This window comes from Marinobacter sp. C1S70, assembly GCF_000475355.1.
GTDB classification, from domain to species: domain Bacteria; phylum Pseudomonadota; class Gammaproteobacteria; order Pseudomonadales; family Oleiphilaceae; genus Marinobacter; species Marinobacter nauticus.
Map to the genome: position 1 here is coordinate 136380 of NZ_AXBW01000001.1, position 13831 is coordinate 150210.

Below are 13831 nucleotides of genomic sequence, written 5' to 3' on the forward strand. Positions count from 1 at the left end.
GTACCTGGAGTAGCTTGCTAGGGTACTCAAACTGCATTGGGGTTTATTGTTATGGCTCGCGTCCCGCTATTTTTCTGGGGCCTGACTGCTTTGGTCAGCGTCCTGTGGTTTGTTTCCGACAGCCTGTGGGTTTCCCCCTTCGCTTACTTTCCGTTCCGCTCTGTGTTTGTGCAGTTTTCCGGCATTCTGGCCGTAGTGATGATGGCAGTTGCGTTGGTGCTGGCACTGCGTCTCCGGTCTCTGGAGCGTTGGGTTGGTGGCCTGGACAAGGTGTACCGGCTGCACAAATGGCTGGGCATTGGTTCACTGGTGCTGGCTACGTTGCATTGGTGGTGGGCCAAGGGCACCAAGTGGATGGTGGGCTGGGGCTGGCTGGAGAAGCCGGCCGGCAAAGGGGCCGGACAGCAACTCGCCGGCCTGGAAGCCTGGTTCAGGGGGCAGCGGGGGCTGGCAGAAACCCTGGGAGAATGGGCTTTCTACGCCGCGGCCGTATTGATTGTGCTGGCATTGGTAAAAGCCTTTCCTTATCACCTGTTTCGTAAAACACACAAACTGCTGGCGGTGGTCTTTCTGCCCCTGGCCTGGCACAGCTTTATCCTGATGAAGTTTGATTATTGGGCAGCGCCGATTGGCTGGCTGACCCAGTTCGCTGTTGTCGCCGGCAGTATCGCAGCGGTTTTACTGCTGCTTGGCTGGCCGGGCAAGGTCCGGAAGGTGCCGGGGGAGGTGGTTTCGGTAACCCGATATCCGGAGCTGAGAGTTTTCGAGTTTCTGGTGAGGGTTGACCAGGGCTGGTCCGTCCATAACCCCGGGCAGTTCGCCTTTATTACGTCGGATGCTGCGGAGGGCCCTCACCCTTATACCATTGCTTCAGACTGGAACCCGGAAACCCGATGTCTGAAATTCGTGGTCAAGGAACTGGGGGACCATACCCGCCGGGCCAGCCACCGGATCTGCGAGGGCATGCCGGTTACACTGGAGGGGCCCTATGGCGGTTTTGATTTTGAAGATGATTGCCGCACTCAGATCTGGGTAGGCGCGGGCATCGGCATTACTCCGTTTATTGCCCGGATGGGGCGCCTGGCCAGCAAACCGGATAATCGTACTATCTACCTGTTCCACCCCACTGCCGATGTCAGCGAGGAGGCTCTGACAAAGCTGCGGGCGGATGCCGAAGCCGCGGGCGTTAACCTGGTTATTCGATGCAGTCGTACCGAAGGCCGACTGACACCGGAGGAAATTCGCGATGCGGTGCCGGATTGGCAAGGCGCCAGCCTGTGGTTCTGCGGCCCGGTGGGCATGGCCCGGACCCTGTTCAACGAATTCCGCAGATGGGGCCTGCCTGCCCGGCGGATGCATCGGGAGTTTTTTGAGATGCGGTGAATGCGTTATGTCATGGCGGGTTTTGAATTCATAAGGGGTGAAGGCTAGGCTCAAGGACACCATTAGCCGGTTGGGAGGTTTCTATGGACATCCGCCTGAAACGAGCCTACGACCACGCTGCCCGCTCAGATGGCCCGGGTTTCGAGACCGCTACTTCAAAGAGCTCAAGTCTGATGAGGCCGCAGAGGACCTGGATTTGTTCCGGCAGATCCTCAAGGAGCACAAACGCGTCACGCTGGTATTTGCCGCCAAAGATACCGACCATAATAATGCGGTGGCGTTGCGGGATTTTGCGTTGAGCGACCAGCTCTGAGACAGCTCCGCTCTCTGATTTAAAACAACTACATTTATTGGCAGTTGAACTATGCTCAAGACGGTGGTTGCCGTTTTGGGAGTCCTTCTGTGACCAATAATGTGCCGAATGCCTTCGAAATCTTCCCCTGGAACCGGAATTTCGAGACCGGCATTGATGATATTGATCAACAGCACAAGGTGCTGGTCAATATCCTGAATCGACTGGCGTGGCACTTTGCGTCGGACACCTCCGAGTTGACGCCCGATCAGATTCTTGATGAGTTGCTTTCCTACGCGGCGTTTCATTTTGAATACGAGGAAACGATCTGGAACAAAACCCTCAGTGAAGCAGCGATGGCGAAAAGCCACCGCGATTCACACCAGATGTTTTTTGCGCAGGTTGAGGAGCTGCGCAACAGCCGCGAACCTCAGGAAGAGGTATTAACCAGACTGTTTGACTTCCTCACACGTTGGTTAGCCTTCCATATCCTCGAATCAGATCGCCGAATGGCTCTGACGGTTGAGTTGGTTCAGCAAGGCCTGGAAGTCAGTGAGGCAAAAAACCGGGTCGATGCAGAGCTGAGCGGTTCCGCCTCGGTGCTGGTCAACGCGCTGCTGGAAATTTACGGAAAGCTTTCATCCAGCACGATTCAGTTAATGCGGGAGAAAATGGCCCGCTTGAGGGCCGAAGACGAGCTGTCCCGAATACAGCATGAAAGGCTGAATCAGGCCCTGGAAGAACAAGCCCGAGAATATCAGCACCATCTGGAAACGCTCGCTTATACCGATGCCTTGACCGGCCTCTGGAACCGAAACGGCATCGTCCGACGAGTTCGTGAATACCTTGCAGATGAAGTGAGAGCTGAGAACTCGGCAGCCCTGGTGTCTATTGATCTTGATAATTTCAAGGATCTCAACGACTGTCTCGGAGAAGATGCGGCAGACCGATTGCTCGGCTTGCTGTCCCGGCGGTGGCTGGATGCGATCCCGGCGGATGCCTGCCTGGCGCGAACAGGTGGTGATGAGTTTGCATTGTTGCTGCCGGATGCCAGCCAAGCCGAGTCGCGGCTGGAAGCTCTGCGTTTGACGGCCAGTCAGCCATTTGAACTCGACGGTGTTGAGGTTTCCGCGGGGTTTACGGCTGGTGTTGTCCTGTTTCCGGATGGCGCCGTTGAGGACGCAGACAGCTTGCTGAGGCAGGCGGATAATACCCTGTATCGGGCAAAACACGAGATGCGCAGTGGCTGGCTTTATCTTGATGCCGGCGAGCGGAGCCAGTATCGAGCCCGTCAGTTGTTACTGGAGGACATCCGCAGGGGGCTCAACGAGGATGAGTTCCGGCTTTATTTCCAACCCAAGGTTAATCTCCGGACTGGAGAGGTTTTGGGCGTTGAAGCGCTGATCCGGTGGCAACATCCCCGGGAAGGGCTGCTCCCTCCGAGCCACTTCCTGCCCGCCATTGAGCATCACAGGCTGAATATTCAGGTTGGTGAATGGGTGTTGAGAAACTCTCTGCTGCAGATACAACGCTGGGAGCAAGAGGGTGTCAGGGTCAATGTCAGTGTTAACATCGCCGCCAACCATCTTCAGTCTGATAACTTTGCCGGGCACCTGAACAAAATCCTGTCGGCGTTTCCGGGGGTTGACCCTGTCAGGCTAGATCTGGAAATCCTGGAAACCGCTGCCCTTGGGGATTTGGATAAAGCCGTACAGACCATTGCGGATTGCTGTGAGCTTGGGGTGACCTTCTCCCTGGATGACTTTGGTACTGGTTACTCATCGTTGTCTTATCTCAAGCGCCTTCCTGTCGATACTCTGAAAATCGATCGGGAGTTTGTATCCGGCATTGAGGATAACGGTGAAAACCTGTCGATTCTTCAGGGGGTGATCGGTCTGTCACGGGTTTTCGGGAAGCAGGTGGTTGCGGAGGGCGTGGAAAGTGTCAGGCAAGGTGAGATTCTGTTGAGCCTCGGGTGCGAATGCGCTCAGGGATTTGCTATATCTCCGCCCATTGAAGCGACCCTGATCCCTGCCTGGATTAACCGTTGGAGAACGTTCCCGGAATGGGCGCTTACCAGGGTTTCAGAAAATCCCTGAGCCGCAGATGCCAGTCCAGGCTGTCGAGCAGGTTTTTCAGGGCCAGCCCCAGTTCAGTATCCCCCTCGATAACCAGCCGGCGCTGGAAGAACAACTGATCGGGGTCTTGCTTTCGCTCCGCCAATGTACGGAATGCACCAACGGACCCCCGGATGGTGGCTTCACCGGGTCCGTTCAGCACCCGCAGGCGCCCGGCCCAGTAACCGAGGGTAATGCCTGGCTGGCCGCCATTGATTTCGAGGCGGATTCGACGTCCCTCGAAATCGTCGAATTCACCTTCTGCAATGGCGTCCGAGAAAAGCCGGTTGAGGGGTGCTTCCGCTGCCAGTTGTTTCAGGGGGAGGGGAATTCGCTGATCAATGCCGTTCAGGAGTGGCACCGGTGAAGGGGCATACTCCTGGATGACGGCTATGGTCTGGCCCGCAAGGGGATTGTGCTGGAGTTGGTTGCTCAGGCGTTGCAGCTGCGCGAACCCGGGTGGTGTGGGCAATTTGCCGAAACTGGGCAGGGTATGCAGCATGGCAGGCTCTCCTGGAATCATGAAACAGATAGGGAGAGCCTACCTCAAACCGCAATAAACGGATTTGATATAACTCAGGGGAATGAACAGTCAGCCCTTGTGCAGACCTTCCTCGACTGCCCAGACGGCCACTTCCACCCGCGAGCGCAGGTTCAGCTTTTTCAGCAGGTGCTTGACGTGGACCTTGACAGTGCCGTCACTGATGTCGAGTTTACGCCCGATCATCTTGTTGGACAGGCCTTCGGCAATCAGACGGAGAATGTCTTTCTCCCTCGGCGTCAGGCTGTCGAAGTCGGGGCGGCTGGTCTGCTGCGGTTTGTTGGAACGCAGGGCTTCAGCCAGCAGGGTCGTGAGGCGGTCACTGATCACCATCTTGCCCACCGCCGCCTGGTGCAACTGGGCGATCATGTCCTCGGGCTCCATGTCTTTGAGCAGGTAACCGTCGGCGCCCGCCCGCAATGCCGCGACCACATCGTCTTCCTGGTCTGAGACAGTAAACATAACGATGCGCGAGCTGACATTCTGTTCCCTGAGCTTTCTCAGGGCTTCGATGCCGTCCATTTCCGGCATGTTCAGGTCCATCAGGATCAGGTCCGGCTCCAGCTCGGTGGCCAGACGGATGCCATCGGCGGCATTGCTGGCTTCGCCAATCACTTCCATGTCGTCTTCCATGCCGATCAGCTGCTTGATGCCCTGGCGCAGCAGCGGGTGGTCGTCGATCAACAGAATGCTTGCGGGTGTCTCAGACATTGGTTCTCTCTTTTGTCCTGCGCTCGGCTCAGGCCGGCGTAGTTTCCGTTGGAATCAGGTTGCGGCTCTTGGGTACGAATGTTAGCGCGACTTCCACGCCGCCTTCATCCCTGTTTCGCACATTAACCTTGCCGCCGAGTGTGCGGGCACGGTCCTGCATAATAATCAGGCCATAGTGGTTCACGGGCTGGTCGCCACCCGGTAATCCCTTGCCATTGTCCTGTATGCTGGCCCGCACTTGTGGTGAATCGAACACTACTTTTACTGCTATGTCAGTGGCATCGGCGTGTTTGACCGCATTGGCCAGCCCTTCACGAATGATCTGCAGGGTGTGGATTTCCTCATTGGGCGACAGCGTCTGGGGCGGCAGGTTGTATTCAAACGCTACCGGTTTACCGAGGCGCTCTGAGAATTCGTCGATGGTTTTGCGCAGCGCAGTCGCCAGATCCGGCGTATCCAGTTTCAGCCGGAAGGTGGCCAGCAGTTCCCTCAGCTGGCGGTAGGCGCTGTTCAGGCCGGTACTCAGTTCATCCAGGATATCGTCGTGGATGGGCTTCTGCTCGCCATCAATGTTCAGCCGGCGCAGACGGGTCACCTGCATTTTCAGATACGAGAGCGATTGTGCCAGGGAATCGTGCAACTCCCGGGCAATCACCGTACGCTCTTCTGCCAGCGTCAGCTGTTGTTCTTCGGTGATCTGTTTTTCCAGGAAAATGGCAGTTGCCAACTGGTCGGTGAGGGTTTCCAGCAGGCGGCGCGAGGTCTCCGGTAATCCTTTTTCAGCCGGATACCAGACCTCCAGTGTGCCCAGCAACTGCCCGGGAGTGCGGATGGGCAGCAACAGCCGCCGGCCATCATTGTTTTCCAGCGGCATCTCATCATAGACCTCGGGGGTTACCAGACAGGCATTGCAATGGTGATCCCGGCAATAGAAGGGGCGTTTGGGTGTGGCGGTGGTAATGGCCTCCACCGGTTCTGCCGATTCCTTGTCATGCAGGAACAGGCGGATGGGACCGATGCCCAGCAACTGCTCCAGGTCCTGCAGCATCGGAATGGCGCCACTGCACAGATCATGATTGGCGAATAGCCCCCGGCTGGCGGAGTGCATTACCTGCAGAGCCGCGTGGCTGATTTCAAGTTCTTCGGTTTTTTGCCGGGCGCGGCTTTCAAGCTCGTAGTAGGTCAGCGCCAGTTCACTGGTCATCTGGTCAAAGGCCTGGCCCAGTTGTGCCAGCTCATCGGAACCTTTGAGATCGGCTTTGTGGCTGAAATCCTGTTCGCCCACGGCGGTGGCAATGCTCACCAGTTTTCGCAGGGGCCTGAGAATCCGGTTTTTGAGGTCCAGAAACAGGGCGAGCACAATCAATACCGAGAACACCATGCTGATGATCTGGATAAGGTGCAGCAGGTCGATTCGGGCCTCGGTGCGTTGTTCCAGCATGGAGACCAAGCGATCCACTTCTACCGTGTAGCTCTCCACTGTCGTGATCATTTCGGCGGATAGAGGGGCGCCAGTCTGGTGGCTCTCCAGTGACGGCCTGAGCTGATTGGCCCAGCCGTATTCCACGGTTTTATATTGTTCGACGAGGGGATGATCATCGGTGCGGGGAATGGAACGGATGATGGCGGGATCCCTGAGCCTGTCCTCGTACTCCTCAATGCGTTGATCAAGGGTGTCAGTGTTTTCTACGGGATCTTCAGAGGCCGATCTTGCCGCCAGTTGGAATGCTCCCATACGCAGTGAACCGGCAAGGTTGATAGCAGTGGCATTGCCCTCAATGCTGTTGGACACAGCCAGAGTGGTGGCCATGCTGACAATGGCCGTCAGCACGATGGCGCCGATAACAACTGCCAGTCGGTTTACTAGCGGGCTTCTGGAGGTCATGGAAAGCGTCAGGACTCAAGGAACGTGGATAGTAGTGACAGACAGCTAAATTATCGTGGATAACGCGCCATCGTGATACCTCCTTGAGGATAGTCAATTACCCCAATGGTTTATAACCCATCATAGCCTTTGACCCTTGCTCAGGCAAAAGTTGAGACTAAAGAATGGGATTCAGGGAGCGTGTAATGCAATCGGAACGGGATGAGGAGAGGTTAGCATCTCTGGCAGTAGTGTTGCCGTTGGCGCTGACTGGCTTTGTGGTGGCTGCCGGTTGCTGGACCCTGTTTGCGGTTGCCGGTGTGCATCTCCGAGCCGATCTGGGGCTGAGTAGTTTACAGTTTGGGGTTCTGTTGGCCATGCCCATGGCGGTCAGCGCTATCCTGGCGATTCCGGCCGGGCTTGCGGCGCAGCGATATGGTGCCCGTGAAGTCATGCTGTTGTGTCTGTGCGGTCTTGCTGTGTGCATGGGGATACTGCTGCTGACAAACACCTACATTGGCTACCTTATTGCCGCCGCCGGACTGGGGCTGGCGGGCGGCTTCTACGGCGCCGGTCTGCAGTTTGTGGTCAGCCATTGCCAGCCCAGGCGGCTGGGTCTCGTGCTCGGGGTTTTTGGCTCCGGGGTAACCGGAGCGGGTTTCAACTATTATCTGGTGCCGCTGTTCCATGAGGCGTTCTCCTGGCAGGGCGTACCTCTGGCCTACCTCATTACCCTGCTTCTGGTGATCGCGCTGTTGATTATGCTGACCGACGCCACGGGTGAAGAAGACGAAAGCCGTGAACGATCAGCCAGAGAAATTCTCGGGGTGATCCGGCAGGGTCGGAATCTACCCCTGTGTTTGTATTTCGGTGTGGTTGCCGGCAGTTTCTTTGCGCTGGCGTTGTGGCTTCCGGATTTCCTCTCAGGCCAGTATGGTCTTACGCTGGATTCCGGGGCCCGCCTGGCGCAATGGTTTGTCATTCCCGGTGCGGTAGCTCAGGTGGCCGGTGGAGGCTTGTCCGATCATTTCGGTTCCGCCCGGGTTGCGACGCGGGCACTGGCGGGTTGTCTGATGGCACTCGTGGTGCTGTCTTATCCCCCAATGACTTTGTTCATTACCGGCGTGGAAGAGGAGCTGGTTGTGGAGTTCGCTCTGCCTGTTGTCCTTGAAAGCACGTTGGTCGTGATTCTGGGGGTGGCCATGGGTACCGCCATGGGATCCCTTCAGCGTATGGTGATTCTGGCCAACCGACAGGAAGCGTCCCTGTTTGCCGGTGTATTGCTGGTCAGCGCCTGTGCCGTTGCGTTTGTCCTGCCAGTTGCGTTTGGTGGCTTGAACCTTTGGCTGGGCGTGCGTACGGCCGTATTCATGATTCTCTTCCTGTTGCTGAGTGTCAGCCTGCTGCTTTTCTCCCGACATGCCCGCAGAGAGGAGCGAAAGATGCTTCTCCAACCCGGGTTATAGGTCGCCTACCCACAGGGTGGTACACCCGGGTTATGTGGTAGTAACCACGCAGATTTCAGGGGTTTGATCCCACACAATGGTCTCCATTCGGAACAACGATCCGGCAAACGGGTTGATGGAGAGAGAGACCATGAGTCATTTGATCGACAAGTTGAATTACTTCAGGAAGAACCGCGAATCGTTCTCCAACGGTCACGGTGAAACCCACGAAGTGAACCGCGACTGGGAGAACAGCTACCGCCAGCGCTGGCAGCATGACAAGATCGTGCGCTCCACCCATGGCGTGAACTGCACCGGCTCCTGCAGCTGGAAAATCTACGTCAAGAACGGGCTGGTCACCTGGGAAACCCAGCAAACCGATTACCCCCGCACACGCCCGGATCTGCCCAACCACGAGCCCCGTGGTTGCCCTCGTGGCGCCAGCTACTCCTGGTACATGTACAGTGCCAATCGCCTGAAATACCCGCTGATGCGCAAGAGCCTGATGAAGCTCTGGCGTGCTGCCCGTATCCAGTTCAACGACCCGGTGGAAGCCTGGGCCTCTATTGTTGAAAATCCCGCCAAGACCGCCGAGTACAAGCCTCGCCGCGGTATGGGCGGTTTTGTACGTTCCAGCTGGGACGAAGTCAACGAACTGATTGCCGCCTCGAACGTCTACACCGCCAAGAAATTCGGGCCGGACCGTATCATCGGTTTCTCTCCGATTCCCGCCATGTCCATGGTCTCCTACGCCGCGGGCAGCCGATACCTGTCCATGATCGGTGGCGTGTGCATGAGCTTCTACGACTGGTACTGCGACCTGCCGCCCGCCTCTCCGCAAACCTGGGGTGAGCAGACCGACGTGCCGGAATCCGCCGACTGGTACAACTCCGGCTACATCATTGCCTGGGGCTCCAACGTACCCCAGACCCGTACCCCGGATGCCCACTTCTTCACCGAAGTACGCTACAAGGGCACCAAGACCGTTGCCATTACCCCGGACTATGCGGAAGTTTCCAAGCTGTCTGACGAGTGGCTGAACCCGAAGCAGGGTACCGATGCCGCCCTGGGCATGGCCATGGGCCATGTGATCCTCAAAGAGTTCCATGTCGACAAGCCCAGCGAGTACTTCATTGACTACGTTCGCCGCTACACCGACATGCCCTACCTGGTGATGCTGGAACAGAAAGACGACGGCAGTTTCGTGCCGGGCCGCTTCCTGCGCGCCAGTGACCTGGTCGACGGCCTGGGTGAAGAGAACAACCCCGAGTGGAAAACCATCGCCATTGACGAAAGCACTGGCGAACTGACTGCGCCGAACGGCTCCATCGGCTACCGCTGGGGCGAGAAAGGCAAGTGGAACCTGAAGCAGACCGCCAAAGGCGCCGATGTAAACCTACAGCTGTCCATGGTTGAAAAGCACGACGAAGTCGTCGATGTCGCCTTCCCGTATTTCGGCGGTATCGAACACGACCATTACAACCACGTGGAATTCAAGGACATCCTCAAGCACAAGCTGGGTACCCGCAAGGTACAGCTGGCCGATGGTTCCGAAGGTCGCGTGGTGACTGTGTACGACCTGATGGTTGCCAACTACGGCATCAGCCGCGGCCTGGGTAACGACGATGGCGCTACGTCCTATGACGAAGTGAAGCCGTACACGCCTGCCTGGCAGGAGCAGATCACCGGCGTACCGGCCGAGAAAGTGATCCGCATCGCCCGTGAGTTCGCGGACAACGCTGACAAGACCAAGGGCCGCTCCATGGTCATCGTCGGTGCCGGTATGAACCACTGGTACCACATGGACATGAACTACCGCGGCCTGATCAACATGCTGATTATGTGTGGCTGTATCGGCCAGAGTGGCGGTGGCTGGGCCCATTACGTGGGTCAGGAGAAGTTGCGCCCGCAGACCGGCTGGCAGCCGCTGGCCTTTGGTCTGGACTGGCAGCGCCCGCCACGCCACATGAACTCCACCTCCTTCTTCTATGCTCACTCCGGTCAGTGGCGCTACGAGAAACTGGGCGTGGATGAAATCCTGTCGCCGCTGGCAGACAAGTCCAAATTCGGTGGCAGTCTGATCGACTACAACGTACGCGCCGAGCGCATGGGCTGGCTGCCGTCTGCGCCGCAGCTGAACCGAAACCCGCTGACCATTGCCGCGGAAGCCGAGAAGGCCGGTATGGAGGTGGCGGACTACGTGGCCAAGTCCATGAAGGACGGATCTCTGGCCTTCGCCAGTGAAGATCCGGAAGCGCCGGAAAACTGCCCGCGTAACCTGTTCATCTGGCGCTCCAACCTGCTGGGCTCCTCAGGTAAAGGTCACGAGTACATGCTCAAGTACCTGCTGGGTACCAAGAACGGATTGCAGGGCAAGGATCTGGGTGTCGAGGGTGGCGCCAAACCGGAAGAAGTGAAATGGCGCGACCAGGCGCCGGAAGGCAAGCTCGACCTGCTGGTGACCCTGGACTTCCGTATGTCCACCACCTGTCTGTATTCCGACATCGTTCTGCCGACCGCAACCTGGTATGAAAAGAACGACCTGAACACCTCCGACATGCACCCGTTCATCCACCCGCTGACCGCTGCCACCGATCCGGCCTGGGAAGCGCGCAGTGACTGGGAAATCTACAAGGGCATTGCCAAGTCCTTCTCCAAGGCTGCCGAGGGGCATCTGGGTGTCGAGAAAGACGTGGTTACCCTGCCGCTGCTGCACGACGCGCCGGCGGAGCTGGGCCAGCCGTTCGATGTGAAAGACTGGAAAAAAGGCGAGTGCGACCTGATTCCGGGCAAGACCGCGCCCAACTTCATTACGGTGGAGCGGGATTACCCGAACACCTACGCCCGCTTTACTTCCCTTGGTCCGCTGATGGACAAGCTGGGTAACGGTGGCAAGGGCATCAACTGGAACACCGAGAAGGAAGTCAACTTCCTGAAGGACCTGAACTACACCCACCTTGAGGGTGCCAACGCAGGTCGCCCGAAGATCGAGAGTGCCATTGATGCCGCTGAGGTCATCCTGACCCTGGCGCCGGAAACCAACGGTCAGGTGGCGGTCAAAGCCTGGGCGGCGCTGTCCGAGTTCACCGGCCTGGATCACACTCATCTGGCTACCAACAAGGAAGAGGAAAAAATCCGCTTCCGGGACATCGTGGCGCAGCCGCGCAAGATCATTTCCAGTCCCACCTGGTCTGGCCTGGAAGACGAACACGTGTCCTACAACGCCGGCTATACCAACGTGCACGAGCTGATTCCCTGGCGCACCCTGACCGGTCGTCAGCAGTTCTATCAGGACCATGAGTGGATGCGCGCCTTCGGCGAGAGCCTGCTGGTGTACCGCCCGCCCATCAACACCAAAGCCGTAGGCAGCATGATCAACCAGCGCAGTAACGGCAACCCCGAGAAAGCGCTGAACTGGATCACCCCGCACCAGAAGTGGGGCATCCACAGCACCTACAGTGACAACCTGTTGATGCTGACCCTGTCCCGTGGCGGCCCGATTGTCTGGCTGAGTGAAGACGACGCCAAAGAGATCGGCGTGGAAGACAACGACTGGATCGAACTGTTCAACGCCAACGGCGCCATTGCCGCCCGTGCGGTGGTGAGTCAGCGAGTGATGCCCGGCATGGTGATGATGTACCACGCCCAGGAGCGGATTGTGAACATACCCGGCTCCGAAATCACCGGGACCCGTGGCGGTATTCACAACTCGGTAACCCGGGTGTGTCCGAAGCCGACTCACATGATTGGTGGCTATGCCCAGTATTCCTACGGCTTCAACTACTACGGCACCGTAGGTTCCAACCGGGACGAGTTCGTGGTGGTCCGCAAGATGAAGAACGTGGACTGGCTCGACGGTGAAGGCAATGACTATGCTCAGGAGGCTGTAAAATGAAAATCCGTTCCCAAGTCGGCATGGTGCTGAACCTGGACAAGTGCATTGGTTGCCACACCTGTTCCGTCACCTGCAAAAACGTATGGACAAGCCGTGAAGGCATGGAATACGCCTGGTTCAACAACGTCGAAACCAAGCCTGGTATCGGCTACCCGAAAGAGTGGGAGAACCAGGACAAGTGGAAGGGCGGCTGGATGCGCGACAGCTCCGGCAAGATCCGCCCCCGCATTGGTGGCAAGTTCCGGGTACTGGCGAACATTTTCGCCAACCCCGACCTGCCGGAAATCGACGACTACTACGAGCCGTTCGACTTCGATTATCAGCACCTGCACACCGCCGGTGATACCAAGCACCAGCCGGTCGCACGGCCACGCTCGCTGATCTCCGGCGAGCGCATGAAGAAAATCGAATGGGGCCCGAACTGGGAGGAAATCCTCGGGACGGAGTTTGCCAAGCGCCGCAAGGACAAGAACTTTGACCAGGTGCAGGCCGACATCTACGGCCAGTTCGAAAACACCTTCATGATGTACCTGCCGCGTCTGTGCGAGCACTGCCTGAACCCGGCCTGTGTTGCCAGCTGCCCGAGCGGTGCCATCTACAAGCGGGAAGAAGACGGCATTGTGCTGATCGACCAGGACAAGTGCCGCGGCTGGCGGATGTGTGTCTCTGGCTGCCCGTACAAGAAGATCTACTTCAACTGGAAAACCGGCAAGTCCGAGAAGTGCATCTTCTGCTATCCGCGTATCGAAGCCGGCATGCCTACCGTGTGCTCCGAGACCTGCGTTGGCCGGATCCGCTACCTGGGTGTGCTGTTGTATGACGCAGACCGCATCGAAGAAGTAGCCAGCACCCCGGGCGAGCACGAGCTGTACGAGAAGCAGCTGGAAATCTTCCTGGACCCGTTCGACCCGAAAGTGATCGAACAGGCGAAGAAAGACGGCATCCCGATGAACGTCATCGAAGCTGCCCAGCAGAGTCCGGTCTACAAGATGGCGGTGGACTGGAAGCTGGCACTGCCGCTGCACCCGGAATACCGCACCCTGCCCATGGTCTGGTATGTGCCGCCCCTGAGCCCGATCCAGTCTGCGGCGGAAGCCGGCAAGGTTGAGTTCGACGGCGTACTGCCGAAGATCGAGAGCCTGCGGATCCCGGTCAAGTACCTGGCGAACCTGCTGACCGCCGGTGATGAGAAGCCCATCGTACTGGCCCTGAAGCGGATCATGGCCATGCGTTTATACAAGCGCGCCGAAACCGTGGAAGGCAAGGAAGACCTGCGAGCCCTGGAAGCGTGTGGTCTGACCAAGGCCCAGGCCGATGAGATGTACCGCTACCTGGCCATCGCCAACTACGAAGATCGTTTTGTGATTCCCACCAGTCATCGTGAGCTGGCCAAGGAAGCCTTCCCGGATGCGACTGCTTACGGCGAGCGCGGCGGATGTGGCTTCAGCTTCGGCGACGGCTGCAACGGTGGTGACAGCGACTTCAGCCTGTTCGGCGGCAAGAAGCAGACCACCAGCATGGTCAGCAAACTGGCGACCGTGAAGCAGGTTGACCCGAAGCAGCTGCAGGACTGAGGAGGCCAA

Annotated in this window: 9 protein-coding genes; 6 read left to right on the top strand and 3 right to left on the bottom strand. The window is 57.9% G+C overall.

All coding sequences use genetic code 11. From position 1 onward, the window contains the following. The first annotated feature begins 51 nt into the window (after window positions 1-51). The 3 genes from Q669_RS00665 (at window position 52) to Q669_RS00675 (ending at window position 3774) form a co-directional block, all read left to right on the top strand. Window positions 52-1383: a ferric reductase-like transmembrane domain-containing protein gene (locus tag Q669_RS00665; RefSeq protein WP_036148116.1), complete on the top strand. Its 1332-nt coding sequence runs from the start codon at window positions 52-54 to the stop codon at window positions 1381-1383. A 37-nt stretch (window positions 1384-1420) separates the two neighbouring features. Beyond that, on the top strand, window positions 1421-1696 hold the full coding sequence (locus Q669_RS00670) for a DUF488 domain-containing protein (RefSeq protein WP_022990850.1): 276 nt from the start codon (window positions 1421-1423) through the stop codon (window positions 1694-1696). A gap of 89 nt (window positions 1697-1785) precedes the next feature. Then, window positions 1786-3774 carry a putative bifunctional diguanylate cyclase/phosphodiesterase gene (locus tag Q669_RS00675; protein WP_022990851.1) on the top strand — a complete coding sequence of 663 codons (1989 nt, stop codon included), beginning with the start codon at window positions 1786-1788 and terminating at the stop codon, window positions 3772-3774. On the opposite strand, the gene ubiT is transcribed toward Q669_RS00675, so the two are convergent. From ubiT to Q669_RS00690, 3 genes are all read right to left on the bottom strand, one after another. Continuing rightward, on the bottom strand, window positions 3749-4294 hold the full coding sequence (gene ubiT, locus Q669_RS00680; RefSeq protein ID WP_022990852.1) for a ubiquinone anaerobic biosynthesis accessory factor UbiT: 546 nt from the start codon (window positions 4292-4294) through the stop codon (window positions 3749-3751). The two genes, Q669_RS00675 and ubiT, sit on opposite strands and share 26 nt — an antisense overlap. Window positions 4295-4384: 90 nt before the next feature. Then, window positions 4385-5044, bottom strand: a complete 660-nt coding sequence (gene narL / locus Q669_RS00685; protein WP_011786531.1) for a two-component system response regulator NarL — start codon at window positions 5042-5044, stop codon at window positions 4385-4387. A 28-nt stretch (window positions 5045-5072) separates the two neighbouring features. After that, window positions 5073-6929, bottom strand: a complete 1857-nt coding sequence (locus Q669_RS00690; protein ID WP_014422457.1) for a histidine kinase — start codon at window positions 6927-6929, stop codon at window positions 5073-5075. Window positions 6930-7114: 185 nt separating this feature from the next. On the opposite strand from Q669_RS00690, the gene Q669_RS00695 reads away from it, so the two are divergent. The 3 genes from Q669_RS00695 to narH all read left to right on the top strand — a co-directional run bounded on the left by Q669_RS00695 (window position 7115) and on the right by narH (window position 13822). Beyond that, window positions 7115-8374 (top strand): MFS transporter, encoded by a 1260-nt coding sequence (locus tag Q669_RS00695; RefSeq protein ID WP_022990853.1) that lies wholly within the window; start codon window positions 7115-7117, stop codon window positions 8372-8374. Window positions 8375-8504: 130 nt separating this feature from the next. Beyond that, entirely contained in the window at window positions 8505-12248 is a 3744-nt protein-coding gene (locus Q669_RS00700) for a nitrate reductase subunit alpha (RefSeq protein ID WP_036148124.1), read from the top strand. Then, complete coding sequence (narH, locus tag Q669_RS00705) at window positions 12245-13822, top strand: nitrate reductase subunit beta (protein ID WP_022990855.1); 1578 nt, start codon at window positions 12245-12247, stop codon at window positions 13820-13822. Before Q669_RS00700 ends, narH begins: the two co-directional genes overlap by 4 nt. Window positions 13823-13831 lie beyond the last annotated feature (9 nt).

Bases quoted from the DNA above. Each gene is read 5' to 3' on its own strand.
- Q669_RS00665 (WP_036148116.1), top strand. From the start codon at position 52: ATGGCTCGCGTCCCGCTATTTTTCTGGGGCCTGACTGCTTTGGTCAGC.
- ubiT (WP_022990852.1), bottom strand. From the start codon at position 4,294: ATGCTGCATACCCTGCCCAGTTTCGGCAAATTGCCCACACCACCCGGG.
- narL (WP_011786531.1), bottom strand. From the start codon at position 5,044: ATGTCTGAGACACCCGCAAGCATTCTGTTGATCGACGACCACCCGCTG.
- Q669_RS00690 (WP_014422457.1), bottom strand. From the start codon at position 6,929: ATGACCTCCAGAAGCCCGCTAGTAAACCGACTGGCAGTTGTTATCGGC.
- Q669_RS00695 (WP_022990853.1), top strand. From the start codon at position 7,115: ATGCAATCGGAACGGGATGAGGAGAGGTTAGCATCTCTGGCAGTAGTG.
- Q669_RS00700 (WP_036148124.1), top strand. From the start codon at position 8,505: ATGAGTCATTTGATCGACAAGTTGAATTACTTCAGGAAGAACCGCGAA.
- narH (WP_022990855.1), top strand. From the start codon at position 12,245: ATGAAAATCCGTTCCCAAGTCGGCATGGTGCTGAACCTGGACAAGTGC.